Here is a 26343-nt window from a genome sequence, read left to right on the forward strand (position 1 = left end):
GTTGTTGTCACCCGGGGTGACCGGGCAGGCGGAGCGCCATCAGCGCGCCCCCCTCCACCGAGCGCCCCGCGTACACCGCGCCGCCGTGGCGCTGGGCGGCCTGCTTGACGATCGCCAGCCCCAGCCCCGAACCCGGCAGGGTCCGCGCCTCCTCCGAGCGGTAGAAGCGCTCGAACACGTGCGGCAGGTCGCTGTCGCTGATGCCGGGGCCCTGGTCGGCCACCTGGAGGAAGGCGTACCCGGTGCCCGCGTCGTCCAGTGTCACCCGGACGGTGCCTTCCGGCGGGCTGAACTTGACCGCGTTGTCCAACAGGTTCAGCACGGCCCGCTCCAGCGTCGCGGCGTTGCCGATGAGGTGCCACGGGCGCAGGTTGACCTCGAAGCGCACGTCCCCGGCCCGCCGCCGGGCCCGGTCGAGCGCCTGCTCGACGACCTCGGTCAGCTCGACGTGCTCGTGGACGTCGGCGGCGGCGTCGCTGCGCGCCAGCTCGACGAGGTCGCCGATGAGCTGGGTCAGCTCGTCGAGCTGGGCGCGCAGGTCGTCCTGGATCTCGGCGCGGTCCTGCGCCGACAGGTTCGGCGCGCCGGGCTTCTCCGAGGCCAGCAGCAGCTCGAGGTTGGTGCGCAACGAGGTCAGCGGGGTGCGCAGCTCGTGCCCGGCGTCGGCGACGAGGCGCCGCTGCCGCTCCTGGGCCTCGGCGACCGCGCCGAGCATGGTGTTGAAGCTCAGGGTGAGCCGGGCCAGCTCGTCGTCCCCGGCGACCGGGATCGGCCGAAGATCACCTGTGTAGGTGACGTGCTCGGTGGCCGCGGTCAGCCGCTGGACGGGCCGCAGGCTCCCGCGCGCGACCGCGAGACCCGCCAGCGCGGAGACGAGGATGCCCGAGCCGCCGATCACGATGAGCACCACCGACAGCTTGGCGAGCGTGCTCTTGGTCGACTCCAGCGACTGCGAGAGCACCAGCGCGTTCCCGGGCAGGAACGGGTACTCCACGGCGTACACGCGCGTGTCGGTGGCCTGGTCGGTGCGGACGCTGGTGGCCTGGAAACCCAGCGCGACCCGCAGCTCGTGCTCGCCGATGGACGGGCGCACCAGCGGCCGGTTGATGTTGATGGCCGACTTGCCCGAGGCGTCGACCACGTCGAACTTGATGTCGGAGAGCTCCAGGAAGAACACCGGGATCTCGGTGCGCCCCTCGGTGATCACCGTGGTGTTGTTCAGCAGCGCGTTGGCCCGCTCGATCAGGTTGTCGTCGATCTGCTGGTACAGCCCGCGGTACACGGTGATGTAGGCGCCGAGGGAGACCAGCGCCACGGCCCCGCCCACGCAGAACGCGGCGAGCAGGCTGATCCGCGAGCGCATCGAGACCCGGAGCTTGACGCCGTTCGGAGCCGTCATCAGGGTGGGGTCTCCCGCAGGACGTAGCCGACGCCGCGCACGGTGTGGATCAGCCGCGGCTCCCCCTCGGCCTCGGTCTTGCGCCGCAGGTAGCCGACATAGACCTCCAGCGCGTTGCCCGAGGTCGGGAAGTCGTAGCCCCACACCTCCTCCAGGATGCGGCTGCGGGTGAGCACCTGCTTGGGGTGCGACAGCAGCAGCTCCAGCAGCGCGAACTCGGTGCGGGTGAGGCTGATCGGCCGCTCGCCGCGGCGCACCTCGCGGGTGCCGGGGTCCATGTGCAGGTCGGCGAAGGCCAGGCCGCCCTCGGACGGGCCGCTCTGCTCGGGGGTGGCGCGGCGCAGCAGCGCGCGCAGCCGGGCCAGCAGCTCCTCCAGGGCGAACGGCTTGGGCAGGTAGTCGTCGGCGCCCGCGTCCAGCCCGGCCACCCGGTCGGAGACCAGGTCGCGGGCGGTGAGCACGAGGATCGGCAGGTCGTCGCCGACGCCGCGCAGCCGCCTGCACACCTCCAGCCCGTCGAGGCGGGGCATCATCACGTCGAGCACCATCGCGTCGGGCCTGGTGCCGGTGTCGGAGACCAGCTCCAGCGCCGCCTGCCCGTCGCCCGCCAGGTCCACCTGGTAGCCGTTGAACTGCAGCGAGCGGCGCAGCGAGTCGCGCACGGCCCGATCGTCGTCGACCACGAGAATGCGCATGAGGCCAGTGTTCCCCTTGCTGCTGAGACGCACCTGAGAGTCAGAACTCGTCGGCGAGCCGGGCGGGCCGGGCCCCACCGATCAGGGCGTCCAGACCGCTGGCCTGCCCGCCCGCCAACAGCCCGGCCCGGCGCAGGGTCGCCGAGTCCGCGCTCCCGGCGTACCAGGCCGCCAGCCCGCGCGGGTGCAGCCGCACCTCGCCGCCACCGCCGGGCTCACAGGAGACCGCCGTGCCGTCCCACACCAGCCGGTGCCTGCCGGAGTGCCACGGCGCGTCCTCGTCGGCCAGCTCGATGTCCACGCTGAACGGCCGCGCGTGGTCGACGGCGGGCCAGCCGCGGGCGGCCACGGCGGCGGGCAGGTCGACCACCCGCAGCATCCAGGGACGCACGTCCACCGGGGTCGCCGTGCGCGGCAGGATCAGCTCGACGGCGGGGTCGGCCAGCCGCAGCGTGACCTCCCCGACCACCGACGACCACGCCGCCAGGCTGCCCAGCAGCGCGCGGACGGTGTCGGCGTCGTCGCCCACGACGTCGTGCACCACCAGCGAGTCCCCGCGGCGTTCGGCGCCGAGGTAGCCGCGCGGGCCGTCCTCGCCTGGCACGACGTGCACGATGTCCAGCTCCAGCACCTCGGCCACGTCGAAGGCGGGCCCGGAGCGGTCGAGCATCCCGTTCACCGCGGCGGCGGTGCGCAGGTAGGTCGCGCGCAGGTGCGGCAGGTCGGCCTCGACAGCCGGGCGCACGGGCCGGTCGGCGCGCAGCCGGGCGAGGGCGTCCATCGGGACCGGAAGCCGCTCCAGCGTGCCCGCGTGCTCCCAGCCGTGGCGCCGGTAGACCGCGGGCAGCGTCGGGTACAGCGCCGAGACCGGCTGGCCGTCCTCCCGCATCAGGCCCACCGCGGCCCGCAGCAGCTCCCCGGCGACCCCCTGCCCGCCCGCGTGCGGGAGGACGACCACGCTGGCGATCCCGCCGCACGGCACGGCCACCCCGCCGAAGAACTGCTGGTACCGCCACACCCGCGTGACGCCCACCACGCCGCCCGCGTCCTCGGCGACGAGCCCCGACCATGCCTCGGCGGGCCCGAGCGGGCCGGTCGAGCCGAAGGCCAGCCGCCGCATCCGCTGCACCGCGTCGGTGTCGGCGGCGTCGAACGGGCGGACGGTCACCACGCGAAGAAGCCCTGGCCGGACTTGCGGCCCAGCTCACCCCGGGCGACCTTCTCCCGCAGCAGCGCGGGCGGCTCGAAGCGCGGGCCCAGCTCGCGGGCCAAGTGCTCGGCAATGGACAGCCGCACGTCCAGCCCGACCAGGTCGGTCAGCCGCAGCGGGCCCATCGGCCAGCCGTAGCCCAGCCGCATCCCGGTGTCGATGTCCTCCGCGGAGGCCACCCCCTCGGCCAGCATCCGGATGGCTTCGAGGCCGACGGCCACGCCCAGCCGGGACGTGGCGAACCCGGGCGAGTCGCGGACCTCGATCACGGTCTTGCCCAGCGCCTCGGCCCAGCCGCAGACCCGGGCGAGCACGTCGGCGCCGAGCCCGTCGTGGTGCACCAGCTCCACGAGGGCCTGCACGGGCACCGGGTTGAAGAAGTGCATGCCCAGCACGCGGTCGCCGGGCAGCGCGGACGCCAGCGCGGTGATCGACAGCGAGGACGTGTTGGAGGCCAGGACCGCGTCCGGGCAGACGGCGGCGATCTGGGAGAGCACGGTCTGCTTGAGCGCCAGGTCCTCGGGGACGGCCTCCACGGCCAGGCCGGTGTCGGCGGGCAGCGCGGCCAGGGTGTCCACTGTGGTCAGATTGGCCAGCGCGGCGGCCGCGTCGGCCAGCTTGCCGCGGTCCTGGGCCTTGCGCAGGGACGCCGCGACGGCGGCCGCACCGGCCTCGGCACGGGCGCTGTCGGCCTCGGCGAGGACTACTCGGGAGCCCGCGGCGAGGAACACATGGGCGATACCCGCGCCCATCGTTCCCCCACCTACCACGGCGACGGTGTCAGGGAGTCTCAATGTGTGACGCTCCTTTGGTACATCCGGTCATTGCACCCTATTGACCGGCCACTCGCCGCCCACAACCGGCACGATGGTGGTGTGCGGATCATTCTCCTGCGACACGCGGAAAGCCTCGGCAACATCGACGAGCTGGCCTACTGCCGCGTCCCCGACCACGCCCTGCCGCTGACCGAGCGCGGCGAGGAGCAGGCCGGGGCCGCGGGCGTCGAGCTGCGCGCCCTGCTGGGCGACGAGCGCGTCGCGGCCTATGTGAGCCCTTACGTGCGCGCCGTGCGCACGCTGGCACTGCTGGACCTCGGCGAGCGCGTCGTACGGCGGGTTCAGGAACCGCGGCTGCGCGAGCAGGACTGGGGCAACCTGCAGGACCCGGTCGAGCAGGAGGTGCAGAAGCGCAAGCGCCACGAGTTCGGCCACTTCTTCTACCGGCTCGCCCACGGGGAGTCCGGCGCCGACGTGGACGACCGGGTCGCCAGCTTCCTCAACGAGCTGGAGCAGCGCGTGGAGTACGACAGCTCCCACCCCAGGACCGCGCTGGTGGTCTCGCACGGACTCACCACGCGCCTGCTGTGCAGGCGGATGTTCTCCTGGAGCATCGATCTGTTCGAGTCGCTGTCCAACCCGACCCACTGCGAGCACCGGGTGCTGACCTTCGCGGGCGGGCGCTGGCACCTGGACCGCCCCTTCGAGCAGTGGCGGGACTCGCCAGACGGCTCAACGCAGCTCTGAGCCCGCGACCGGGTCTAATACCATCTGCGATATCCCCCGACGTTGGAGAGAGTCAGCAGATGAGCGACCAGCAGGTGGTCCGACCGGCTCCGATCAGCGGCTTCAGCGAGTGGCTGCCAGAGGTCCGGCTGGTCGAGCTGGCCTGGCTGGACCGGATCAGGGCCACGTTCGAGCGCTACGGCTTCGCCTCGGTGGAGACGCCGTCGGTCGAGTCACTCGACGTGCTGACCGCGAAGGGCGAGACCTCGCAGGAGGTGTACACGCTGCGGCGGCTGCAGGCCGACCCGCGCGACACCAGCGACGCCAAGCTCGGGCTGCACTTCGACCTCACGGTGCCCTTCGCCCGCTACGTCGCCCAGCACTTCAACGATCTGGTCTTCCCGTTCAAGCGCTACCAGATCCAGCGGGTCTGGCGCGGCGAGCGCCCGCAGGAGGGCCGCTTCCGCGAGTTCACCCAGTGCGACATCGACGTGATCAACGTCGACAGCGTGCCGCTGCACTTCGACGCCGAGCTGCCGCGGATCATCCACGAGGTGCTGACCGGCCTCGGCCTGCCCGCGTGGTCGCTGAACATCAACAACCGCAAGGTCCTCCAGGGCTTCTACGAGGGCCTCGGCATCGCCGACCCGCTGGCGGTCATCCGGATCGCCGACAAGCTGGACAAGATCGGCACGGCGGGCGTCGGCGAGCTGCTGGCGAAGGCCGGGCTCAGCCCCGAGCAGGCCACCGCGTGCCTCGACCTGGCCCAGATCCGCGGCACCGACGCGGGCGTCGTCGACGAGATCACCCGGTTGGGCGTCAAGTCCGACCTGCTGGCCGAGGGCCTGGACGAGCTGGGCTTCGTGCTGGAGTCGCTGTCGGACCTGCCCGCGGGCAGCCTCGTCGCCGACCTGTCCATCGCGCGCGGCCTGGACTACTACACCGGCACCGTCTACGAGGGGAAGTTCCTCGACTGGCCCGGCTACGGCAGCATCTGCTCAGGGGGGCGCTACGCCAACCTGGCGGGCTCGTTCATCCGCCGCGACCTGCCCGGCATCGGCCTGTCGATCGGCCTGACCCGGATCTTCGCCAAGCTGGTCGCCGAGGGCCTGCTGGAGACCAAGGCCAGCACGCCCAGCGAGGTCCTGGTCGTGGTCCCCTCCGACGAGCGCCGCGCCGACGCCACCGCCGTGGCGGCGACGCTGCGGGCCCGGGGGCTCAACACCGAGCTGTACCACCAGGCCGACAAGCTGGCCAAGCAGATCCGCTACGCCTCCCGCAAGGGCATCCCGTTCGTCTGGTTCCCGCCGTTCGAGGACGGCAAGCCCCACGAGGTCAAGGACATGGGCAGCGGGGCGCAGACCCCGGCGGACCCGCGGACCTGGGTCCGCCCCTGACCTGCTTCACGACGGGGGTCGATGCAGGCGAGGGGCCGACCAGGAATCCCACTCTCAGGACTGCGGCACGGGCTGGCGCAGGGGGGCGCCGACCTCGTGGAGGTAGCGCACGACCCAGGCGTAGGAGGCCAGCAGGCCGACCTGGGTGTAGGAGATCTCGCGGGCGGCGCAGAAGTCGCGCACGATCGCCTGGGCCCGGCGCAGGTTCGGCCGCGGCATGCTGGGGAACAGGTGGTGCTCGATCTGGTAGTTCAGCCCGCCGAGCAGGTAGTCGACCCACCAGCGGCCCTCGATGTTGCGCGAGGTCAGGACCTGCTTGCGCAGGAAGTCCAGCTCGTCTTCCTTGGCGAAGACCGGCATGCCCTTGTGGTTGGGCGCGAACGCGCAGCCGAGGTAGACCCCCATCAGCCCCTGGTGGACGACGATGAAGACGATCGCCTGCAGCGGCGTGAGCACCAGGAACAGCGCGGTCAGGTAGATGGCGGTGTTCGCCACCAGCATCGCGCCCTCGGCGCGGGCCCGCTTGACCTCGCCGCGGATCACCGCGTCGAAGCTGGCCAGGCGCAGTATGACGGCCTCGGTCATCAGCAGCGGGAAGAACAGGAACGCCTGGTACTTCGTCACCCAGCGCAGCGGGCCGCGCTTGGCCAGGGCCTGCTCGCGGCTGAAGGACAGGGCCGGGATGTCGATGTCCGGGTCGGCGTCCTCGTGGTTGGGGTTCGCGTGGTGGCGGGTGTGCTTGCCGACCCACCAGCCGTAGCTGATCCCCGCCATGGCGCCGTGCAGGTACCCCACGGCGTCGTTGGCCCGGCGCGACCCGAAGATCTGCCGGTGGCCCGCGTCGTGGCCGATGAAGGCGAACTGGGTGAGCACGAAGGCCAGGAAGGCCGCGGTGAGCATCTGCCACCAGGACGAGCCCAGCAGGAAGAAGGCGGTCAGCCCGGCGCCCAGCATGAGGAAGTTCACCGAGATGCGCACGGCGTAGTAGCCGTGGCGGCGGCGCAACAGCCCGCCCTGCTTGATGGTCCTGGCCAGTTCGGCGTACTCGCTGCCGCGCAGTGTTTGGGTCAAAGTTCCAACGGCCTCAGATCAGGTCGGACGTGGTTCCGAGGGGGTGGGAGGTGGCGCCCAGCAGGCCACGCCGGAACTCGGAAGGGCACCCGCACGCTGCCTGCGGGCCGTGCTGCGGCCACCACCGGCTCAGGCGTTCCATCCGGATCGCCGCCACTCGACGTGCCCCGGTGCCAACACCGTACCCCGGCTCCTCGGGCCCCCGCCCGATGACGCCGTCACTTCCCCGGGTGTTCACGAGCGAGCGGTCCGGGTTGACAGGGGCGGGCGGCCCGTGCTGAACTTGCATCACGGTTCGAGAGTTTTGTGGCGTCACCAGCGCTCGCAGGATTTCTGCGCGGACGTGCTGGGTCTTCTTCTGAATCCCCATACCCCGCGACTAACCTGGCACGTTCTCAATGAGCGTGCGGTAATACTTATTTGTGATGTGGAGAATATAGATGACCCAGGGCACCGTGAAGTGGTTCAACTCCGAGAAGGGCTTCGGCTTTATCTCTCCTGACGACGGCGGCGCCGACGTCTTCGTGCACTACTCGGAGATCCAGAGCAACGGCTTCCGCAGCCTGGACGAGAACGCCCGCGTGGAGTTCGAGATCGGCCAGGGCAACAAGGGCCCTCAGGCGACCCGCGTGACCCTCATCTGAGGTAGCGCAATTCGCTCTTGAGTGAACTTCGGATTAGCCCCTCACCATTGGTGAGGGGCTAATCCGCGTGCCGATCAATGAGTTGGTCGGAAACCGCGCAGCCGCAGGCTGTTGGTGACGACGAACACTGAGCTGACCGCCATCGCCGCGCCCGCCAGCATCGGGTTCAGCAGCCCGGCCGCGGCCAGCGGCAGGGCGGCCACGTTGTAGGCGAAGGCCCAGAACAGGTTGCCCTTGATGGTGGCCAGCGTCCGCCGGGACAGCCGGATGGCGTCGACGGCGGCCAGCAGGTCGCCGCGGACCAGGGTCAGGTCGGCGGCCTCGATGGCGGCGTCGGTGCCGGTGCCCATGGCCAGGCCGAGGTCGGCCTGGGCGAGGGCCGCCGCGTCGTTGACGCCGTCGCCGACCATGGCCACGGTCCGGCCCTCGGACTGCAGGCGCTTGATGACGTCGACCTTGTCCGCGGGCAGGACCTCGGCGATGACCTCGGTGATGCCCACCACCTTGGCGACGGACTCCGCGACCGCGGTGTTGTCGCCGGTGAGCAGGACCGGGGCGAGGCCGAGGCCGCGCAGCCTGGTGATGGCCTCCGCCGAGGTCGGCTTGACCGTGTCGGCGACGACGAGGACCGCGCGGGCCACGTCGTCCCAGCCGACCGCGATGGCGGTGTGGCCGCGCCGCTCGGCGGCGGCCTTCGCCTCGGCCAGGTCATCGGGCAGGCGCTGGCCCCACTGCTCCAGCAGGGCCGCGCGACCGGCGACCACCGCGTGCCCGTCGACCGCGCCCCGCACGCCCAGCCCCTCGACGTTGGCGAACTCCTCGACCGAGGGCAGCTCGCCGACCTCATCGCGGGCGCCGCGCACGACGGCCTGGGCGATCGGGTGCTCGGAGGCGTCCTCCAGCGCGCCCGCCAGGCGCAGGACCTCGGCGCGGTCCTCGCCCTGACCGACGTGGACGTCCACGAGGGACATCTGACCGGTGGTGACGGTGCCGGTCTTGTCCAGCACCACGGTGTCCACCCGCCGCGTCGACTCCAGGACCTCGGGGCCCTTGATGAGGATGCCGAGCTGGGCGCCGCGGCCGGTGCCGACCAGCAGCGCGGTCGGGGTCGCCAGGCCCAGGGCGCACGGGCAGGCGATGATCAGCACCGCGACCGCCGCGGTGAACGCCGCCGCCGCGGAACCGCCCGCGCCCAGCCAGAACGCCAGCGTGGCGGCGGCCAGCGCGATCACGATGGGCACGAAGACCCCCGAGACGCGGTCGGCGAGGCGCTGCACCTCGGCCTTGCCGTTCTGGGCCTCCTCGACCAGCGTGGCCATCCGCGCCAGCTGCGTGTCCCCGCCGACCTTCGTCGCCCGCACGACCAGGCGCCCGCCCGCGTTGACCGTCGCGCCGACGACCGCCGCCCCCGGGGCGACCTCGACCGGGACGGACTCGCCGGTGAGCATGCTCGCGTCCACCGCGGACGAGCCGTCGGTGACGACGCCGTCGGTGGCGATCTTCTCCCCCGGCCGCACCACGAACTCGTCACCGACAGCGAGCTGGTCGACGGGAACGCGCTGCTCGCGGCCCTCGCGCAGGACCGCGACCTCCTTCGCGCCGAGTTCGAGCAGCGCGCGCAATGCCGCGCCCGCCCGGCGCTTGGAGCGGGCCTCGAAGTAGCGCCCGGCGAGGATGAACGTGGTGACCCCGGCGGCGACCTCGAGGTAGATGTTGGCGTCACCGCTCATACGCTGGATGGTCAGCTCGAACGGGTGGGTCATCCCCGGCACGCCCGCGGTGCCAAACAGCAGGGCGTAGAGCGACCAGAGGAGCGCCGCCAGGGTGCCGATGGAGATGAGGGTGTCCATTGTGGCCGCGCCGTGGCGCAGGTTCGCCCAGGCCGCCTTGTGGAACGGCCAGGCCGCCCACAGCACGACCGGGCCCGCGAGCGCCAGGGAGATCCACTGCCAGTAGGTGAACTTCAGGGCGGGGACCATCGCCATGGCGATGACGGGGACCGACAGGACGGCCGAGCCGATGAGGCGCAGGCGCAACGCGTGCGTGGCGTCTGGCTCCTCGGGCGCGGCCTCCTCCTGGGGAGCGGGCACGGTGGCCGAGTAGCCCGCGGCCTCGACCTGCTCGATCAGGACCGCCGGGTCCAGGTCGGGCGGGTAGGCGACCTTGGCCTTCTCGGTGGCGTAGTTGACCGTGGCGGTGACGCCGTCGAGCTTGTTGAGCTTGCGCTCGATTCGGTTGGCGCAGGAGGCGCAGGTCATCCCGCTGATGGAGAGCTCGATTTCGCCGGTGGCCGCGCGTAGATCCGATGTCATGTCGTCCTCACCCGTGCTCGCGGTGTCCGTCCACAGTGACGGTGAACGCCGCCGTGCGGACCTTGCCCTCGTGCTGGAAGTCCAGGAACAGGCGGTAGGCGCCCGCCGAGGGGACCTCCACCCCGAACCCGATCCGCGGCCCCGACCCGGGGGTGTCCTCCGGGTGGACGTGCAGATAGGCCAGGTCACCGGCGCGCAAGGCGACCAGGTGCCCGTAGGCGCCGAGGTAGGGCTCCAGGTCGGTGACCTCCGCGCCGTCCTTGGTCACCGTCGCGGTGACCGTCGACGAGCCCGCCAGGTCGCCGTCGAGGCGCACCTGGTAGCCGTCCACAGTGGCCACTCGCTGGTCGGTGTGCTCCACGCGGGTGGTCTCGCCGTCGGCGAAGAGGTCGACGCCGAGGGTGAGCGGGTCGGACCCGGTGGGGACGAAGTCGGCAAAAGCCCGGTAGACGCCGGGGTCGGCGACCGCCAGGGGAACGGTCCACGTGCCGTCGGCGGACATCGTCGGGTGGACGTGCTGGAAGCCGGTGAGGTCGCGGCGCACGACGATCAGGTGCATCCGCTTGTCGTGGGCGGTGTCGAAGGCGGTGATGGCGTGGCCGTCGGGGCCGGTGATGGTGAAGGCGAACGGCTTGCGCTGCCCGGCGGTCAGCGTCGTCGAGGTGGGCGTGAGGGTGTGACCGCCCCTGGACGACGCGAGGCCTGCGGGCTCCTTGGGCGCCTCCGCGACGGTGTCGCTGTGAGCGCCCCCGTGTCCGGCGCCCTCGGCTTCGGACACCCCGGCCGGGCCGGGGAAGGGGCCGACAGCCGCGCCGACCGCCCAGGCGCCGGTGGCGACCAGGACGACGGCCGCACCGTAGGCGGCGAGCTTCCCTGCTGTGTTCATGTCGGTCCTCTACGCGCTCAGCTGGTAGCCCGCCTCCTCGACCGCGGCGCGCACGCGCTCCGGGTCGAGAGGCCCGCCACTGGTCACGGTCACCCGGCCGGTCGGCACGTCGACGTCGATGTTCTGCACGCCGTCGATCGTCCCGACCTCCTCGCGGACGGAGGCGGCGCAGTGCCCGCACGTCATGCCGGTGACGGTGAAGGTGGTCTCGGTCATGGGTTTCCCTTCTCGTTCATGAGCGCACCAGCCGCGCGATCGCGGCGCTGGCCTCGGCGACCTTCGCCTCGGCGGTCTCGCCGCCTTCGGCAACGGCCTCGGCGACGCAGTGCTTGAGGTGCTCGTCGATCAGTCCGATGGACACGGACCGCAATGCCTTGGTGACAGCGGAGACCTGGGTGAGCACGTCGATGCAGTACTCGTCGTCCGCCACCATCCGGTGCAGGCCGCGCACCTGCCCTTCGATGCGCCGCAACCGCTTCAGGTATTCGTCCTTGTCCTGCGCGTAGCCTCGCACGACACTCCTCCCGACGCGGTCACGGATACCCCGTATGGGTACCTTTGTACCCCTAGGGGGTACCCGCGTCAAGGCAGGCCACGATGGTGTCGACCAGCCTGCGGACCGCGTCGGCCGAGTCGAGTTCGGCGGCGGCGCCGAGGGCGTGCACGCAGAAGCGGGCCAGCTCGTCGGGCGGGACGCGGGGGGTCGCGTCGGCGACCAGGTCGCGGATCAGGGCGTGGAGGTCCCGCTGTCCGTGTCCGCCCCGGTGTAACTCCGCGACCCGTTCCCAGTCGTGCCGCCCGGCCTCCCGGACGATGAAGGCGTACCCAGTGAGCACCGCTTTCACTCGTTCACGTGGCGTTCCCGGCTGTTCGCGCAGCGCGGTGAGCTGGGCGAGGTGCGCGGTGACCTGCCGCTCGTGCCAGGCGCGCAGGATCGAGTCGACGTCGGGGAAGTACTTGTACAGCGTCGCGCGCCCGATCCCGGCCCGCTCGGCGATCAGCGACATGGTCACCCCCCGCAGCCCGCGCTCGACCACGAGCCCGCCCGTGGCGTCCAGGATCGCCTCCCGCACCGCCCGGCGATGCTCGTCGATCGTGTCGTTCCAGAGCCTTGGCACGGGACCAGCGTAGGCACCGCGTATTGACAGCGACACAGTGTCTCGTAAAAGCTGACGCCATGCCTATCCCCCGCTGGGTCCTGGTGTTCGCCGCCGTCTGCGCCGCGCTGGTCATCGTCCTGCTGGCCTCCGGCGTGGACCACGGCCCCGACATGCACCGCTGATGGCCTCGTCACGCAAGCTCGCCCTGACCGTGCACATCACGACGTCAGTGGGCTGGCTGGGCGCCGTCCTGGCGTTCATTCCCCTCGCCGCGGCAGCCCAGTCCGACCCCGACCTGACCCCCGTGCTGCGACTGGCGGTGTGGTCGACCATCGTGCCGCTGAGCCTGGCCAGCCTGGCGAGCGGCGTGGTCTGCTCGCTGATCACCCCGTGGGGGCTGGTGCGCCACTACTGGGTCCTCATCAAGCTGGTGCTGACCGTCCTCGCCACCGCGGTCCTGCTCCTGTACACCCAAACCCTTGGCACGTCCCGCGATCTCGTGCACGCCGTGGCCGCCGCCCTGGTGCTGGTCGTGACCACCGCCTTGGCTGTCTACAAACCGGCGGGCCGGGTCTACCGGACCTGACCGGCGGCGGAGACCGGACCTCGATGACCTCGCGAGACGATGAGGCGGAAGCCCGCGTCCCACTGGTCGAGGGCGAGAAGGTCCTGGTGTTGCTCGTGCCACCGGCCGCTTTCGAGGTCGTCGCGGAGACGGCGGATGCCCCGGACGACGGCGTCGGGGTCGGTTCGGGCGAGGGCGGAGCACGTGCGGCGGACTTGGGGGTCGAGGTAGGCGGCCGGGCGTCGCCAGTGGGCGGGGAACACCCCGTCGGTGAAGTCCCACGGCAGCGGCAGGGGCGTGACGCTGTCGGCGCCCAGTTCGGTAGCGATGTCGTCCGCGGAGGGGCGCGACAGTTCCAAGTCGGCGACCTCGGGGATGTACTCGCGGACGAGCCAGAACTCAGCGTGCAGGCGGGTGTCGTAGGCGAGGACGACCTGGCGCGGCGCCACCCGCCGCAACTCGGCAAGCCCGCCTCGCCAGTCGCCCCAGTGGTGGACGGTGAGCACGGCCAGCGCGGCGTCGACCGCTTGGTCGCGAACCGGCAGCGCCTCGGCAACCCCCCGAACAACGGGCGCGGCGGTGCGCGGGCGCTGGCGAACCATCTCGGCGGACGGCTCAATGGCGAGCACCGTCCGCCCGCCTGGCTCGTAGGACCCGGTGCCCGCCCCTACGTCAACGACCGACCGCGCGTCCCCGAGCGCGGCGAGGATGGCGGCCATCCACCGCGGGTCAGTGCGCCGTCCCAACGAGTACCCGGCACCGATGCCGTCGTAAAGCTCCGCCCCAGCCACCCGTGCCTCCCCGTTGGTCTCCAACCCGGAGTACAGCGTGACTGACCTGCCCGGCGTACGCACGCACCTGGAGCAACCCATCGGGCAACGTCTCCACCTCGCCCCGCACGGTCTGGCGGAGCGGTCCTCGGAGCCGAGATAGCCCGTTGGCTCCACACGTGACTCAACAGAACCATGATCAGTGATCATGATTCTGTGGTCTGGCCTGGTCAGAGCGAGTGCCCCCGGCAGGAATCGAACCTGCGACACACGGTTTAGGAAACCGATGCTCTATCCCCTGAGCTACGAGGGCGTGCGGGGGCAACCTTACCCGGTGGGTGGGGTTGGGTGGGCCACTAGGGGGTGTTCCTGATGTCACCCTGGCGGGGGGCGGGCAGGATGGGGTGGTCGGGTTCTCGCTGGTGGGATGGTTGAGGGGAGAGGCGCATGGGTCGCCTGCTGGAGATTGACGGGGTCTCCAAGAGGTATGGGGACGTTGTGGCGTTGCGGGGGATGACGTTCGAGGTGCGGGCTGGGGAGCTGTTCGGGTTCGTGGGGAGCAATGGGGCTGGGAAGACCACCACGATGCGGATCGCGTTGGGGGTGTTGGCGGCTGACGCGGGGGAGGTTCGGTGGGATGGGGCGCCGATCACGCCGATGACGCGGCGGCGGATCGGGTACATGCCTGAGGAGCGGGGGCTGTATCCCAAGATGAAGGTGGGTGAGCAGCTCGTCTACCTCGCGCGGTTGCACGGGTTGTCGGCGCAGGCGGCGCGGCGGTCCGTTGCGGAGTGGACGGAGCGGTTGGGGGTGGCCGGGCGGCAGGGGGACGAGGTGCAGAAGCTGAGCCTGGGGAACCAGCAGCGGGTGCAGCTGGCGGCGGCGCTGGTGCACGACCCGGAGATCCTGGTGCTGGACGAGCCGTTCTCGGGGCTGGACCCGGTGGCGGTGGACGTGATGAGCCAGGTGCTCAAGGACAAGGCGCGCGACGGGGTGCCGGTGGTGTTCTCCAGCCACCAGTTGGACTTGGTGGAACGGCTGTGCGACCGGGTCGGCATCGTCCGGAGTGGACAGATGGTGGCGTGTGACGACGTGGACTCGCTGCGGGCCGGTGGGACCGTGCGGCTGGTGGTGGAGGCGCCGAACGCGGCCGCCGGGTGGGCGGACGGGATTCCGGGGATCACCGTCCACGAGCACGAACAGGGGCGCACGGTGCTGGAGCTGGGTCCGGGCGCCGACGACCAGGCGGTGCTCAGGGCCGCGCTGGCCACCGGGCCGGTCACGGAGTTCAGCAGGCACAGGCAATCCCTGACGGAGCTGTTCCGCAGCGTGGTGACGGAGGCGGGGGCATGAGCGGGTTGCCCGACGCTCGGCGTGCGCACGAAGACGGAGGCAGGAGCAAGCTGGCCGCTCCATGGCGTAGCGACGGGGGCGCGGGCATGAGCGGGCTGTCCAGCGCGCAGCGCGGGGACCGGGTCGGAGACATGAGTGGGATGCGCGATGTGCGCGTGGTAACGGAGGTGGGGGCATGAGCGGGCTGCCGGATGTGCGGTTGGGGAACTGGCAGGCGGTGGGGTTGGTCGCGGGCAGGGAGATCCGGATCAAGCTGCGCTCCAAGGCGTTCATCGCGGTTACCGTGGTGTCGTTGCTGTTGTTGGTTGGGTTCAGCCTGCTGATGAAGATGATCAGCGGTGGGTCTGATGCCACGGTGGCGATGAGCGGGCCTACGGCGGGGCTGGAGCAGCCGCTCAAGGCGACCGCGGAGAGCATCGGGCTGTCGGTGGAGACCAGGGTGGTCGCCGATGAGGCGGCGGGGCGGGCTGAGGTGGAGGCGGGGGCCGTCGACGCGCTGCTCGTGCCCAGTGGGGACGGGTTCGCCGTCGTCGTGCAGCAGGACATCGACGGGGCGTTGAAGGACACGCTCACGGTGCTCTCCCGGCAGGTGGCGTTCAACAACGAGATCGGCAGGCTCGGGGGCGATCCGCAGGCGGTGAACCAGGCCGTGGCGGGTTCCGCGGTCGAGGTCCGGCCGATCGAGCCGCCGCGGGAGTACGACGGGCAGCAGTTGGTGATCGGGATGGTCGCCGGGGTGCTGATCTACATGTCGCTGCTGCTCAACGGGCAGATGGTGGCGCAAGGGGTGGTCGAGGAGAAGTCCAGCCGGGTCGTGGAGCTGCTGCTGGCGACGATCCGGCCCTGGCAGCTGATGGCGGGCAAGGTGCTCGGCATCGGCGTGGTGGGGCTGGTGCAGATGGCGGTGATCGGCGGGGTCGGACTCGCCGCCGCGCTGGCCACCGGGGTGCTGACCATCGGGCTGTCCACGGCGATCGGCACGGTCGTCTGGCTGGTCGTGTGGTTCCTGCTCGGCTTCCTCGCCTACTCGCTGCTCTTCGCGGCGCTGGCGGCGCTCGTGTCGCGCCAGGAGGACGTCGGCGGGGTGATCACGCCGCCGCTGATGTTCGTCATCCTCGGCTACGTCGTGGGCATCTCCGTGCTGCCGAGCGACCCCGGCAACCGGCTGGTCGAGGTGCTCTCGCTGATCCCGGTCTTCTCCCCCACGCTGATGCCGATGCGGCTGGCGATGGGCGGGGTGCCCGCGTGGCAGGCGATCCTCGCGGTCGTGCTCACCATCGCGCTCATCCCGGCGCTGGTGTGGCTGTCGGGGCGGGTGTACCGCAACGCGGTCATGCGCAGCGGCGGCCGGGTCAAGCTGCGGGACGCGCTCAAAGCGGCTTGACGTTGAAGGGGAGCCGGCCGGCTCCCCTTTTTCGGCAAACATCAGCAACGCGGCGGGCGCAGCGGACCTAGGCCGAGCTGCGGGATGCGTTGGGGCTCATGTGATGCGTAAAGGGGGAGCCTGCTGCCCCCCCTTTACACAGGCATCAGTGGGAGTAGACCTCCATCTCGTATACGGAGTAGCCGTATCCGGTGCCACGGGAGACGCCCTGCATGCGGACGTGGCGTGCTTGGGTGGAGGGGAATACCGCTGTGTCCAGGCCGCCGTCGGCGGTGGTCGTTGACCAGACCGGGCGCCAGGTGGTGCCGTCGGTGGAAACCTCGATGCGGTAGGACTTCCCGTAGGCCGATTCCCAGTGCAGCCGGACGCGGGAGACCGGCTTCGTCGCGCCCAGGTCGACCGTCAGCCACTGGTTGTCGCTGCGGTCGCTGGCCCAGCGGGTGCCCGGGTCCCGGTCCACGGCCAGCCGGGGTGGGTAGCTGGTGAAGAGGCCGCGCTCGTGGCTGGAGGCGGTCGCGGTGCCCGCCAGGTTGTCCACCACGTCGCCCCGGCGGGCCGGGAATTCGATGACCTGCTGGTAGGTGGGGCGGTTCTGGGTGGTGATCGGCTCGTGGGTGATGCCGCCCATGGCGTTGTGGATGATCGCGTCGGCGCACCACTGGTCGCCCGCGGCGCAGTCGCCGTCGCCGGGGTAGACCGCTGTCGCCGGGGTGGCGGCGGCGGCGCGCAGGGAGTCGACCACGACCTGGCGGCAGCGGGCGAGGTCGCCCGCGCCGCAGTACTCCGCGCCGAGCGGGGCCGCGACCGGCTCGTTCAGCACCGCGCGCAGGTCCTTGTGGACGTAGCCCCACCAACCTGCCTGGTACGACGAGCCCTGGTGGGCGTTGCCGTTGGACGGCGACTCGTCCACCTTCAGCACCCTGGTCAGCTCGGTGTACGCCGAGGCGCCCAGGCCGGGCTCGAACTGGGCGCGCACCAGCAGCGGCCACCAGGCGTCCATCACCTGGATGGCGAAGGCGTGCTGGTATGTCCGCGCGCCCTGGGCGGTCTGTTTGCGCAACCCACCCGCGGCCAGCCATTCCCGCAGCGACGTGAGGGCGCGGTCGACCGCGGGGTCGCCGGTCGAGTCGCCGATGACGCGCAGCAGCAGCGGCAGGACCCGCTCGGCGCGCAGGTCGGCCAGGCCCGCCTCGGCCATCGCCTTGGTCAGGTTCGCCCGGTCGACGGGAACGCCGTTGTTGATCATCGCACGCACCCGGGCGTCGAGCAGGTCGCCGCGGTGCACGGCGCCGCGCTCCAGGCCGGACGCGGCGGTGCCGGGCGCCTGGTTGTTGTTCCACGAGATCAGGTAGTCCTGGTTGACGACCTGCGGGTGCGACTCGTAGGAGGTGTAGGAGGCGCGGTTGTCCTCGGGGTTCCAGTTGGCCCAGTCGTAGCCCGCGTTGGCCAGCACCGGCATGCCGGGGTCGACCGACGGGTTGCGGACGGGGTTGCTGCCGGAGTTGTAGTACGCGATGTCGGAGGAGTCGGCGTAGAACCAGTTGAAGGTGTAGCCGATGTGCGAGGCGGCGCGCTGGAAGTCCGCGGCGGACTTGATCGCGCTGGGGTCGTTGAACTCCTGGAAGCCGATCACGGAGTCCAGCTCGTGCAGGTAGGTCGACCGCAGCCTGGTGTAGGCCACCGGCTTGCCCCCGACCAGCGCGCGGTGGGTCACCGGGCCGTACTTCGTGCGGTAGACGCGCAGCGTGTAGGCGCCCGCGTCGACCGGGCTGGCGACCGAGCGGTACCAGGAGTTGCGGCGCTCGATGGCCTCCATCGGCAGGCACTGGCCGCGGTGCAGGTAGTGGTTGCTCGCGGTGGTCGGCGTGCCCGTCGGCGAGCACAGCTCGACGGCGTAGGTGTCGATGATGTCCTGGGAGGACGTGGTGGCGCTCCAGGCGTAGTCCTGGCCGCGGCCGAGCAGCACGTAGAAGCTGATCCCGGCGAAGGACGCCCCGCGCGCGCTGATCCCGGGTCCCTGGAGTTCCTGCAGCATCAGCAGCTGCGGTGCGAAGTAGCCGGTCTGCGGGCCGAACACGGCGACCGGGTGGCCGCTGGCGGTGTGCGCGCCGGAGACCAGCAGCGCGTTGGACATGCCGTGCTTGTTCTCCAGCAGGTCGCCGGGCAGGACGCCGTCGGCGAGGATGCCGCGCGCGGCCTCCGTCGTCAGCGGGCCCGCCTTCGGCGTCGACAGGTCCTTGCGCTCGACGGCCGCCACCTGCGCGCCGCTGCGGTCGAACACCATTTCCTGGCGCGCGACGGAGCCGCGGTCGGGCATCGCCGCGCCGCGCGGGTCGGCGGGGGGCAGGGCGTAGGGGAAGCGCTGTCCGTTGTGGAGCGTCTGGATGTGCTCGGGGTCGTCGGCAGTGCGCATGGAGCGCCAGATCCGCTCCCCCTCGACGAGGCCGTAGCGCTCCTGGATGGCCAGCTTCGCCACCGCCGCCTGCACCTCGCCGCCGCCGCCCGCGCCGAACTGGGCGCCGATCACCGCGGTGATCACGGCCAGGTCGGTGAGCTTGAACGGCTCGATGCGCCCGGCGTTGGTGATCGGGTCGATGTGCCCGAGCAGCACGTACTCCCCGGGGAAGTACCGCCCGTTGTACGCCTCGGTGATGTAGCGGTTGATGCCCTCGACGTAGTCCCGGGCGTCGGTCATCGCCTGCGCGCCGCGCGGACCGGCCGCGGCGGCGTCATCGATCTGGCGCTGGAGGTCGGCCTCGGTGTACGGGGCGTCGGCGAAGAAGCCCTGCTCCAGCTGCTGGTTGGCCGCTGCCCCGCCCGCGAACGGGGTGAGCTGGCCGCGGCCGACGCGGCGCAGGACGTCCATGAGGAACAGCCGGTCCTGGGCGGCGGCGTAGCCCGCGCCGAACATCGTGCCGGAGCGGGTGGTGCCGGTGATGTGCGGCGTGCCGGTGGCCTTGTCGCGCACGATCGTCACGTCCGCGCGCGGCTGCTGGGTGCTCTCCACCTGGCTGGGGGCCACGCCGAAGGAGGAGTCGTTGAAGAAGGCGGCGATCTTGTCGGTGGTCAGGCCCTGGTAGCCGGTGGCCAGCGCGTCGTACTTGCCGAGCTGGTCGGCGGCGTGCTTGGGCCGGGTGCCGAAGACCTGGTGGGCGAGGATCTCGGCGAGCGTGGCGCTGCCGTTCTGGCCGGGTGGGACGATGTCGGCGCACTGGTCGAGGCAGTAGTCGGTGGGGACGGCGGCTGCGGTGGGCGGCAGGACCTGGGCGGTCGCGGGCTGGGGCGCCGCGAGCAAGGAGGCCAGGACCGCCACGCACGCCGCCGCGGGGAGAAGGACTCGCACCGTGGGGCTCCTCTCGCGGAGGTGACGTTGGGTCACGCTACCGCCGCGTGCCGCATTCGCGAAAGACCTTCGGATTTCTCGTCCCAACCGCTCCGGAACCGCCCGCTAAGCTCAGTGAAAGACACCCTTCGGGGAGGGCGTTGTGCTGAAAGTGATCGTCGCCGACGACGAGGACCTGGTCCGATCGGGGCTGCGCACGATCCTGTCCACCGCACCCGACGTCGAGGTCGTCGCCGAGTGCGCCGACGGGAACCTGGTCGCCGACGCCGTGCGGAAGCACCGCCCGCACGTGGTCCTCCTCGACATCCGGATGGGCGCCACCGACGGCATCGCCGCCCTGCGCGCGGTCACCGCGCTGCCCGACCCGCCCGCGGTGTGCATGCTGACCACCTTCGACATGGACGAGTACGTCCGCCGCGCGCTGCGCTTGGGCGCGTCCGGCTTCCTGCTCAAGGACGTCGACCCGGGGTACCTGCTCAAGGCCGTCCACGACCTGGCCGCGGGCGGCGTCGTCCTGGACCCGACGGTCGCCGCGCGGGTGATCGGCGCGGTCGCCCACGGCGAGCGGACCGCCGAGCCCGCCCGCGCGCGCCTGGCCTCGCTGTCCGAGCGCGAGCGCGAGGTCGTGGCGCTGATCGGGCGCGGGCTGTCCAACGCCGAGATCGGGCAGGAGCTGCACCTGTCGGAGGCGACGGTGAAGGGGTACGTCTCCGCGGCGCTCGGCAAGATCGGCGCGAGCAACCGCGTGCAGGCCGCGCTGGTGGCCTACCGCGGCGGGTTGATCGCGTAGGTCTCCTCGACCAGCGAGTGCACCTCGACGCGGTTGCGCCCCCGGCGCTTGGCCCGGTAGAGCGCGATGTCGGCGTTGGCGAACAGCTTCTCCAGGGAGTGCGCGCCGGTCGCCACCCCGATGCTGACCGTGGGGCGCTGGGTCATCCCCAGCACCGCGGTCCAGTCGTGCTGGTCGACCGCCATCCGCACGCGCTCGGCCACGGCGACGCCGACCGGCCGCTCCTGGACGTGGTCGGCGGGGTTGTCCACGAGCAGCACGACGAACTCGTCCCCCGCCCAGCGGGCGATCAGGTCGCCGACGCGGCACTCCGCGCGCAGGACCTGGGCGATCTCCCGCAGCGCCGCGTCGCCCGCGGCGTGGCCCGCGGCGTCGTTGACGCCCTTGAACCAGTCGACGTCGATGAGCACCAGCCACGGCACCCTGCCGCCGGCCACGGCGTGTTCGAGCAGTTCGGGGGCGGTGTGCTCCAGGCCGAGGCGGTTGGCGAGGCCGGTGAGCGGGTCGCGGGCGGCGGCCTCCTGCGCGGCCATCGCCAGGCGCTGGGCGCGGATGGCCAGGCGGCGCTGCTCCAGCGCCTGCCCCAGCCCCTCCTGCAGGGTCTCCACGGCGGTGCGGTGGGCGCTGACCGTGCGGCGCAGGGCCGCCGCCTCCCCCGCGGCGTCGCCGTTGTCACGGCAGATGTCGGCCAGGTCCTCGGAGTACCGCTGCAGGAGCGCGGTGTCGTTGATCTGCTCGGCGGCCTCGACCGCGGAGATGCCGTGCTGGGTGGCGGCGGCGAGGTCGCCGGTGTGCCAGCGGATGCGGGCCAGCACCCAGAAGCCCACCGACTCCGCCCAGCGGTCCGGGCCCGCCTCGGCCAGCTCCAGCGTGCGGTTGGCGATGCGCTCGGCCTCGGCCAGCTCGCCGATGCCCGCCAGCGACGCGCCGTAGGCGGCGAGCAGGGCCAGGTGGACGCGGCCCTCGGAGACCAGGCCGAGGCCCTCCTCGAAGGCGGCGATGGCCTCCCGGTAGGTGGCCTGGGCCTCGGTCCGCCCCTGCTCGCAGGCGCGGAAGTTGAGCGTGCCGCCGAGGTTCTGCAGGGCGTGCGCCAGGGTCTCGACGTCGTCGCCCTTGCGGGCCACCTCGACGGCGACCCTGGTGATGTCCAGCGACGCGCGGCGGTGGCCGATGCCCTCCAGCAGGTAGCCCAGCCGGTGCAGGGTGTCCGCGGCGAAGGAGCCGCGCGGCTGCTCGGCGTCGATGTCGCTCCAGCCCTCGGCGGCCAGCTCCAGGGCGAGGGGGATGCGCCGCAGTCGCCACGCCGAGACCGCTCGGCGGGTCAGGATGGCCGCGCGGGTCCACGGCGCCAGGCCGGGCGGGACTTTGGCGAGCAGCTGGTCGAACAGCGCGTTCGCCTCGTCGGCGCGACCCGCGTCGATGAGCAGCCGCACCTCGCGATCGGCGCGGAGCGCCTCCGCCGCGGCTTCTTGGTCGTCCTGGCCCACACCGTCCTCGGATTTGTCCTGGCCGCCTTCGGCCGTGGTCTGCGACGCCGTGGTCTGCGACGCCGTGGTCTGCGACACAGTGGGAAAAGGCTACAAGGCCCGCTCGACATGACCCATCTGGAGTAGGCCGTTCCGGACCAACCGGACGACAATACGCGATTGGTCCGGCACGGACGGTCAGAAACCGCGGCCTGTGGCGCGAGGTTTACCCATAGTCGATCTTCGAGGGGCCATATGGGGGAAACCGGTTCTCGAAGGTGTGCTCCGGGTGGCCGGGGCTAGGCGGCGGAGGAGGCGGGCTGGTTGCCTGGGCGCACGAGAATCCGCCTGCGCCTGGCGGGGGATGTGAGGGTGGTCGTGCCGCAGCCGTTCCAGTTGCCCGAGTTCTACGTTCCCTACCCGGCCCGGTTGAACCAGCACCTGGAGGAGGCGCGCAGGCACAGCCGGGAGTGGGCCCGGGCCATGGACATGGTCGACGTCCCGCAGAACGGGGTGCGGATCTGGGACCAGGCCGACCTCGACGCGCACGACTACGCGTTGCTGTGCGGCTACACCCACCCGGACGCCTCGGCGGACAACCTCAACCTCGTCACCGACTGGTACGTCTGGGTCTTCTACTTCGACGACCACTTCCTCGAGCTCTACAAGCGCCCCCGCGACATCGAGGGCGGCAAGGCCTACCTCGACCGGCTGAAGCTGTTCATGCCCGCGGAGGGCGACATCGAGGCCGAGGCCACCAACCCGGTGGAGCGGGGGCTGGCCGACCTGTGGAACCGGACCGTGCCGCACCGCTCCGCCGACTGGCGGCGGCGGTTCATCGAGAGCACCACCAACCTGCTCGACGAGTCGCTGTGGGAACTGGCGAACATCAACGCCGACCGGGTGGCCAACCCCATCGAGTACATCGAGATGCGGCGCAAGGTGGGCGGCGCGCCGTGGTCGGCCAACCTGATCGAGCACGTCACCGACGCGGAGGTGCCCGCCACGGTGGCCGCGTCCCGGCCGATGCAGGTCCTGCGGGACACCTTCGCCGACGCCATCCACCTGCGCAACGACCTGTTCTCCTACGAGCGGGAGGTGCACGACGAAGGGGAGCTGTCCAACGGGGTCCTGGTGTTCGAGCGGTTCCTCGACATCGGCACGCAGGAGGCCGCCGACGCGGTCAACGACCTGCTGACCTCGCGGCTGCACCAGTTCGACCACACCGCGGTCACCGAGGTGCCCGCCATGGCGCTGGAGGCCGGGCTCGGGCCCGCCGAGCACCTGGCGCTGCTCGCCTACATCAAGGGCCTGCAGGACTGGCAGTCCGGCGGGCACGAGTGGCACCTGCGCTCCAGCCGGTACATGAACTCCGAGACCCGGTCCTCAGCGCTGGCCGGGCCGATGGGGCTGGGCACGTCCGCGGCCCGCATCGTCCCCTCGCTGCTGTCCGCGCAGCGGTTCGCGCGGTTCAAGCACGTGCCGTTCGAGGCGGTGGGGCACATCGGCCTGCCGGAGATCGAGATGCCGTTCCCGCTGCGGCTCAGCAGGCACCTGGACCACTCGCGCGAGCACGTCGTCGAGTGGTCGCGGGAGATGGGGGTGCTGGACGAAGGGGTGTGGAACGAGAGCAAGCTGCGCGCCTACGACCTGCCGCTGTGCGGGGCGGGCATCCACCCGGACGCCACGGCCGAGGAGCTCGACGTCGCCTCCGACTGGCTCACCTGGGGCACCTACGGGGACGACTACTACCCGGTGGTGTTCGGGCGCGCGGCGAACCTGGGCGCGGCCAAGGCGCTCACCGACCGGCTCAAGGCGATCATGACCGAGCACGCCCCGGTCCCCGCCAACGCGCTGGAGCGCGGGCTGGTGGACCTGTGGGAGCGGACCGCCCAGCCGATGACCGACGCGAACAGGGCGGCGTTCCGGTGGTCGGTGGAGGTGATGCTCGACAGCTGGCTGTGGGAGCTGGCCAACCAGGCGCAGAACCGCATCCCGGACCCGGTGGACTACATCGAGATGCGGCGCAGGACCTTCGGCTCCGACATGACCATGAGCCTCTCGCGCATCGGGCACGACCGCAGGGTGCCGCCGGAGATCTACCGGAGCAGGCCGGTGCGGGCCATGGAGAACTCCGCCATGGACTACGCGATGCTCGTCAACGACGTGTTCTCCTACCAGAAGGAGATCCAGTACGAGGGCGAGATCCACAACGCGGTGCTGGTGGTGGAGAACTTCCTGGGCGTCGACCGCACGCGGGCGCTGCACGTGGTCGGCGACCTGCTCAACTCGCGGCTGCGGGAGTTCCAGCACGTGACCGAGACCGAGCTGCCGATCCTGTTCACCGACTTCGACCTCGCCCCGGAGGCCCGGGAGACGCTGTTGACCTACGCCCAGGAGCTGCGCGACTGGATGGCGGCCGTCCTCAACTGGCACCGGGACTGCCACCGGTACGGCCCCGAGGACCTGGAACTGCACGCCGCGCCCGCCGCCGCGCAGGCGCTGGGCACCGGCGGTCTGGGCATTGGCGGTCTGGGAACCGGGCGCTTCGGAACTACTGGCGGCTTCGGAACTGGCAGCCTGGGAATCGGCGCGGGCAGGCTCGGGCTGTCCGCGCTGCGGCCTACAGCCCTCGCAGGAACTCGGCCAGGGCCGCGTTGACGACGTCCGGGCGCTCGAGGTTCGGCAGGTGGGCCGCGCCGTCGACGATGACGAGCCGCCCGTCCGGCAGCGCGTCGGCCATCTCGCGGGCGGTGGGGACCGGGGTGAAGTCATCCTCGGCGCCGACCAGGACCAGGCCCGGGACGGTGGCCGCGCGCAGGCTGGGCAGGTAGTCGGGGCGGTCGGCGCGGCCCCGCTGGGCGGCGGCCGCGCCCGCCGCGGGTGCGCCGGACATCATCTCCAGGACCACGGCCCCCACCTCGGGGTTGTTCGGCGACACCATCCGCCAGACGACGTCGTCGGCGTAGCCCCGCATCCCCTCCCGGTCGTACTGCTCGGCCAGCGCGAGGCGGTTCTGGCGGGACTCGGGGGTCTCCGCGTGCGGGGTCGTGTCGGCGAGGACGAGGCCGAGGACGCGCTCGGGGTGCGCCCGGTGCAGCTCCATCGCCAGCTGCCCGCCCATGGACAGTCCACACAGGACGAAACGTTCGACGTCGAGGTAGTCCAGCACCTCGATGAGGTCCTGGGTGTGCTGGGAGAACGGCACGGTCCCCGGGGTCACCGGGCTTTCGCCGTAACCGCGCAAGTCGGGAGCGATGGCGCGGTAGCCCAGCGCTGGGAGCGCGACCAGCTGTGGCGCCCACATGGAGCGGTCGAAGGGATGCCCGTGCACCAGCAGAACCGCGGGCCCTGACCCGACATCGTCATATGTCAGCACGATTCCGACCATAGCCGCTGATCAACGTGGGCGCTTACCAGTCCCAGCACACAAGATAGCGCCCGGGAGCGGCGTCGACGGTGGTCAACTGGGCGCTGTGCGAGGCGTCCAGGCGCAGGACGTCGGCGCGGTCGACGGCGTCCGCCGCGGTGCGGTGCTCCCAATGGCAGCGCGACGGGCGGGCGGCGCGGTCGAAGACCACCTCGAGGTGCAGGTCGCGCACCGGGTAGCGCAGTTTGCGCTCGTAGCGGGTCGAGCGGACGGCGGTGGGCGGGCTGTGCACCTCGTACTCGATGAGGATCGCCTCGCCGCGGGCCAGCTCGCGGTCGAAGGCCAGGGCGGCGACCATGCGCCCGCGGGCGGCGTCGTAGACCGAGCGGGCCACGACGCAGTGGCGCAGGGGCCGGATGCGGGGGCCGAGGTGGTGCGGGGTGTCCAGGCCGAAGGCGAGGGTCACCTCGCGCACGCCCGCCCGCTCGGCGCGCAGGACCTGGCGCACGCGCACCACCCGCTCGGCGCCGTCCGCGCCGATGCGGACCAGGTCGTGCTGGCTGATGCGGGTCAGGTGCTCGTCGTGGCCGACGCCGACGCGGCGGACCAGTTTCGGCATGACGCTGTCCTCCGGCCAGACGGCCTCGACGGACAGGTCGACGCGTCTGCGCCTGCCCCGGGGCCGCGGGGCGCCGAGCAGCCCGACCAGCGCCCCCTGCGGCACGCCGACCAGCTGTTCGAGGACTCCCAGCGCGGCCAGCGACTCCCGCCGCTCCGGGCGGCTGCGACCGGACTGCCAGTGGCTGAGGGCGGCCACGCTCACCGCGCAGCCGTGGTCGGTCAGCCGGGACCTGATCCGCTCCAGGCTCAGCCCGCTGCGGTGGATCGCCGCCCGCAGCGCCACCTCGAACGGCCCCTTGGCGAGGACGTCGGCGAACTCCCGCTGATCGACCGGCATGTGAGTTCCCGCCTCCGCACAGCCCCAGCGAATCGGACGCCGAACTGTAGCTCCACACGTCATCCACATGCGATAACGCGTCCGCGCCGGTGATTGTCCGGCGCAGGTGGACCGGCGTCTGCGCGCCT

Annotated in this window: 23 protein-coding genes and 1 tRNA gene; 8 read left to right on the forward strand and 16 right to left on the reverse strand. The window is 71.7% G+C overall.

What is annotated here, in order from left to right:
• Positions 1-7: 7 nt before the first annotated feature.
• Genes ACTG9Q_RS10065 through ACTG9Q_RS10080 form a run of 4 tightly spaced genes read right to left on the reverse strand, consistent with a single transcriptional unit; the run spans position 8 to position 4098 of the window.
• Positions 8-1399 carry a sensor histidine kinase gene (locus tag ACTG9Q_RS10065; protein WP_455572396.1) on the reverse strand — a complete coding sequence of 464 codons (1392 nt, stop codon included), beginning with the start codon at positions 1397-1399 and terminating at the stop codon, positions 8-10.
• Complete coding sequence (locus ACTG9Q_RS10070) at positions 1399-2094, reverse strand: response regulator transcription factor (RefSeq protein ID WP_455572397.1); 696 nt, start codon at positions 2092-2094, stop codon at positions 1399-1401. Before ACTG9Q_RS10070 ends, ACTG9Q_RS10065 begins: the two co-directional genes overlap by 1 nt.
• Positions 2095-2134: 40 nt before the next feature.
• The gene (locus ACTG9Q_RS10075; protein ID WP_455572398.1) at positions 2135-3262 is read right to left on the reverse strand and encodes a GNAT family N-acetyltransferase; all 1128 of its coding nucleotides are present in this window, start codon (positions 3260-3262) and stop codon (positions 2135-2137) included.
• Positions 3259-4098 (reverse strand): 3-hydroxyacyl-CoA dehydrogenase family protein, encoded by an 840-nt coding sequence (locus ACTG9Q_RS10080; protein ID WP_455572399.1) that lies wholly within the window; start codon positions 4096-4098, stop codon positions 3259-3261. Before ACTG9Q_RS10080 ends, ACTG9Q_RS10075 begins: the two co-directional genes overlap by 4 nt.
• 81 nt (positions 4099-4179) lie before the next feature.
• On the opposite strand from ACTG9Q_RS10080, the gene ACTG9Q_RS10085 reads away from it, so the two are divergent.
• The gene (locus ACTG9Q_RS10085) at positions 4180-4827 is read left to right on the forward strand and encodes a histidine phosphatase family protein (RefSeq protein WP_455572400.1); all 648 of its coding nucleotides are present in this window, start codon (positions 4180-4182) and stop codon (positions 4825-4827) included.
• A gap of 59 nt (positions 4828-4886) precedes the next feature.
• Complete coding sequence (gene hisS / locus ACTG9Q_RS10090) at positions 4887-6203, forward strand: histidine--tRNA ligase (RefSeq protein ID WP_455572401.1); 1317 nt, start codon at positions 4887-4889, stop codon at positions 6201-6203.
• 54 nt (positions 6204-6257) lie between these two features.
• On the opposite strand, the gene ACTG9Q_RS10095 is transcribed toward hisS, so the two are convergent.
• On the reverse strand, positions 6258-7274 hold the full coding sequence (locus ACTG9Q_RS10095; RefSeq protein WP_455572402.1) for a fatty acid desaturase family protein: 1017 nt from the start codon (positions 7272-7274) through the stop codon (positions 6258-6260).
• 440 nt (positions 7275-7714) lie between these two features.
• On the opposite strand from ACTG9Q_RS10095, the gene ACTG9Q_RS10100 reads away from it, so the two are divergent.
• Positions 7715-7918: a cold-shock protein gene (locus ACTG9Q_RS10100; RefSeq protein WP_455572403.1), complete on the forward strand. Its 204-nt coding sequence runs from the start codon at positions 7715-7717 to the stop codon at positions 7916-7918.
• A gap of 74 nt (positions 7919-7992) precedes the next feature.
• On the opposite strand, the gene ACTG9Q_RS10105 is transcribed toward ACTG9Q_RS10100, so the two are convergent.
• Genes ACTG9Q_RS10105 through ACTG9Q_RS10125 form a run of 5 tightly spaced genes read right to left on the reverse strand, consistent with a single transcriptional unit; the run spans position 7993 to position 12234 of the window.
• On the reverse strand, positions 7993-10230 hold the full coding sequence (locus ACTG9Q_RS10105; RefSeq protein ID WP_455572404.1) for a heavy metal translocating P-type ATPase: 2238 nt from the start codon (positions 10228-10230) through the stop codon (positions 7993-7995).
• A gap of 7 nt (positions 10231-10237) precedes the next feature.
• Positions 10238-11116 (reverse strand): hypothetical protein, encoded by an 879-nt coding sequence (locus ACTG9Q_RS10110; RefSeq protein ID WP_455572405.1) that lies wholly within the window; start codon positions 11114-11116, stop codon positions 10238-10240.
• A gap of 9 nt (positions 11117-11125) precedes the next feature.
• Complete coding sequence (locus ACTG9Q_RS10115) at positions 11126-11332, reverse strand: heavy-metal-associated domain-containing protein (protein WP_455572406.1); 207 nt, start codon at positions 11330-11332, stop codon at positions 11126-11128.
• Positions 11333-11348: 16 nt separating this feature from the next.
• Positions 11349-11630 carry a metal-sensitive transcriptional regulator gene (locus tag ACTG9Q_RS10120; RefSeq protein ID WP_455572407.1) on the reverse strand — a complete coding sequence of 94 codons (282 nt, stop codon included), beginning with the start codon at positions 11628-11630 and terminating at the stop codon, positions 11349-11351.
• Between the two features lie 52 nt (positions 11631-11682).
• Positions 11683-12234 (reverse strand): TetR/AcrR family transcriptional regulator, encoded by a 552-nt coding sequence (locus tag ACTG9Q_RS10125; protein WP_455572408.1) that lies wholly within the window; start codon positions 12232-12234, stop codon positions 11683-11685.
• Positions 12235-12397: 163 nt separating this feature from the next.
• Here ACTG9Q_RS10125 and ACTG9Q_RS10130 point away from each other — a divergent pair, with 163 nt between their 5' ends.
• Positions 12398-12802 (forward strand): DUF2269 domain-containing protein, encoded by a 405-nt coding sequence (locus ACTG9Q_RS10130; protein ID WP_455572409.1) that lies wholly within the window; start codon positions 12398-12400, stop codon positions 12800-12802.
• On the opposite strand, the gene ACTG9Q_RS10135 is transcribed toward ACTG9Q_RS10130, so the two are convergent.
• Both ACTG9Q_RS10135 and ACTG9Q_RS10140 read right to left on the reverse strand, forming a co-directional pair.
• A complete protein-coding gene (locus ACTG9Q_RS10135) occupies positions 12790-13500 on the reverse strand; it encodes a class I SAM-dependent methyltransferase (RefSeq protein ID WP_455572723.1) in 711 nt (236 codons plus the stop codon). The two genes, ACTG9Q_RS10130 and ACTG9Q_RS10135, sit on opposite strands and share 13 nt — an antisense overlap.
• A gap of 291 nt (positions 13501-13791) precedes the next feature.
• Positions 13792-13864 (reverse strand) — tRNA-Arg (locus ACTG9Q_RS10140).
• Between the two features lie 134 nt (positions 13865-13998).
• Here ACTG9Q_RS10140 and ACTG9Q_RS10145 point away from each other — a divergent pair.
• Positions 13999-14904: an ABC transporter ATP-binding protein gene (locus ACTG9Q_RS10145; protein WP_455572410.1), complete on the forward strand. Its 906-nt coding sequence runs from the start codon at positions 13999-14001 to the stop codon at positions 14902-14904.
• A gap of 175 nt (positions 14905-15079) precedes the next feature.
• Complete coding sequence (locus ACTG9Q_RS10150) at positions 15080-16288, forward strand: ABC transporter permease (RefSeq protein WP_455572411.1); 1209 nt, start codon at positions 15080-15082, stop codon at positions 16286-16288.
• Positions 16289-16433: 145 nt separating this feature from the next.
• Here ACTG9Q_RS10150 and ACTG9Q_RS10155 read toward each other — a convergent pair whose 3' ends face one another.
• Complete coding sequence (locus ACTG9Q_RS10155; RefSeq protein WP_455572412.1) at positions 16434-19631, reverse strand: penicillin acylase family protein; 3198 nt, start codon at positions 19629-19631, stop codon at positions 16434-16436.
• A gap of 142 nt (positions 19632-19773) precedes the next feature.
• On the opposite strand from ACTG9Q_RS10155, the gene ACTG9Q_RS10160 reads away from it, so the two are divergent.
• A complete protein-coding gene (locus ACTG9Q_RS10160) occupies positions 19774-20421 on the forward strand; it encodes a response regulator (protein WP_455572413.1) in 648 nt (215 codons plus the stop codon).
• On the opposite strand, the gene ACTG9Q_RS10165 is transcribed toward ACTG9Q_RS10160, so the two are convergent.
• Positions 20397-21986 carry a diguanylate cyclase gene (locus ACTG9Q_RS10165; protein WP_455572414.1) on the reverse strand — a complete coding sequence of 530 codons (1590 nt, stop codon included), beginning with the start codon at positions 21984-21986 and terminating at the stop codon, positions 20397-20399. The genes ACTG9Q_RS10160 and ACTG9Q_RS10165 overlap by 25 nt on opposite strands.
• Before the next feature lie 279 nt (positions 21987-22265).
• Between ACTG9Q_RS10165 and ACTG9Q_RS10170 the strand changes: the two genes are divergently transcribed.
• Positions 22266-24548 (forward strand): terpene synthase family protein, encoded by a 2283-nt coding sequence (locus ACTG9Q_RS10170; RefSeq protein WP_455572724.1) that lies wholly within the window; start codon positions 22266-22268, stop codon positions 24546-24548.
• Here ACTG9Q_RS10170 and ACTG9Q_RS10175 read toward each other — a convergent pair.
• Together ACTG9Q_RS10175 and ACTG9Q_RS10180 are read right to left on the reverse strand one after the other, a co-directional pair.
• Positions 24511-25266, reverse strand: coding sequence for an alpha/beta fold hydrolase (locus ACTG9Q_RS10175; protein ID WP_455572415.1), 756 nt, complete (start codon positions 25264-25266; stop codon positions 24511-24513). The two genes, ACTG9Q_RS10170 and ACTG9Q_RS10175, sit on opposite strands and share 38 nt — an antisense overlap.
• A 34-nt stretch (positions 25267-25300) precedes the next feature.
• Positions 25301-26215: an XRE family transcriptional regulator gene (locus ACTG9Q_RS10180; protein WP_455572416.1), complete on the reverse strand. Its 915-nt coding sequence runs from the start codon at positions 26213-26215 to the stop codon at positions 25301-25303.
• Positions 26216-26343 lie beyond the last annotated feature (128 nt).

The organism is Actinokineospora lacus, assembly GCF_053813445.1.

Bases quoted from the DNA above. Each gene is read 5' to 3' on its own strand.
- ACTG9Q_RS10110 (WP_455572405.1), bottom strand. From the start codon at position 11,116: ATGAACACAGCAGGGAAGCTCGCCGCCTACGGTGCGGCCGTCGTCCTG.
- ACTG9Q_RS10145 (WP_455572410.1), top strand. From the start codon at position 13,999: ATGGGTCGCCTGCTGGAGATTGACGGGGTCTCCAAGAGGTATGGGGAC.
- ACTG9Q_RS10065 (WP_455572396.1), bottom strand. From the start codon at position 1,399: ATGACGGCTCCGAACGGCGTCAAGCTCCGGGTCTCGATGCGCTCGCGG.
- ACTG9Q_RS10105 (WP_455572404.1), bottom strand. From the start codon at position 10,230: ATGACATCGGATCTACGCGCGGCCACCGGCGAAATCGAGCTCTCCATC.
- hisS (WP_455572401.1), top strand. From the start codon at position 4,887: ATGAGCGACCAGCAGGTGGTCCGACCGGCTCCGATCAGCGGCTTCAGC.
- ACTG9Q_RS10070 (WP_455572397.1), bottom strand. From the start codon at position 2,094: ATGCGCATTCTCGTGGTCGACGACGATCGGGCCGTGCGCGACTCGCTG.
- ACTG9Q_RS10100 (WP_455572403.1), top strand. From the start codon at position 7,715: ATGACCCAGGGCACCGTGAAGTGGTTCAACTCCGAGAAGGGCTTCGGC.
- ACTG9Q_RS10135 (WP_455572723.1), bottom strand. From the start codon at position 13,500: ATGGCCGCCATCCTCGCCGCGCTCGGGGACGCGCGGTCGGTCGTTGAC.
- ACTG9Q_RS10150 (WP_455572411.1), top strand. From the start codon at position 15,080: ATGAGCGGGCTGCCGGATGTGCGGTTGGGGAACTGGCAGGCGGTGGGG.
- ACTG9Q_RS10130 (WP_455572409.1), top strand. From the start codon at position 12,398: ATGGCCTCGTCACGCAAGCTCGCCCTGACCGTGCACATCACGACGTCA.
- ACTG9Q_RS10180 (WP_455572416.1), bottom strand. From the start codon at position 26,215: ATGCCGGTCGATCAGCGGGAGTTCGCCGACGTCCTCGCCAAGGGGCCG.
- ACTG9Q_RS10115 (WP_455572406.1), bottom strand. From the start codon at position 11,332: ATGACCGAGACCACCTTCACCGTCACCGGCATGACGTGCGGGCACTGC.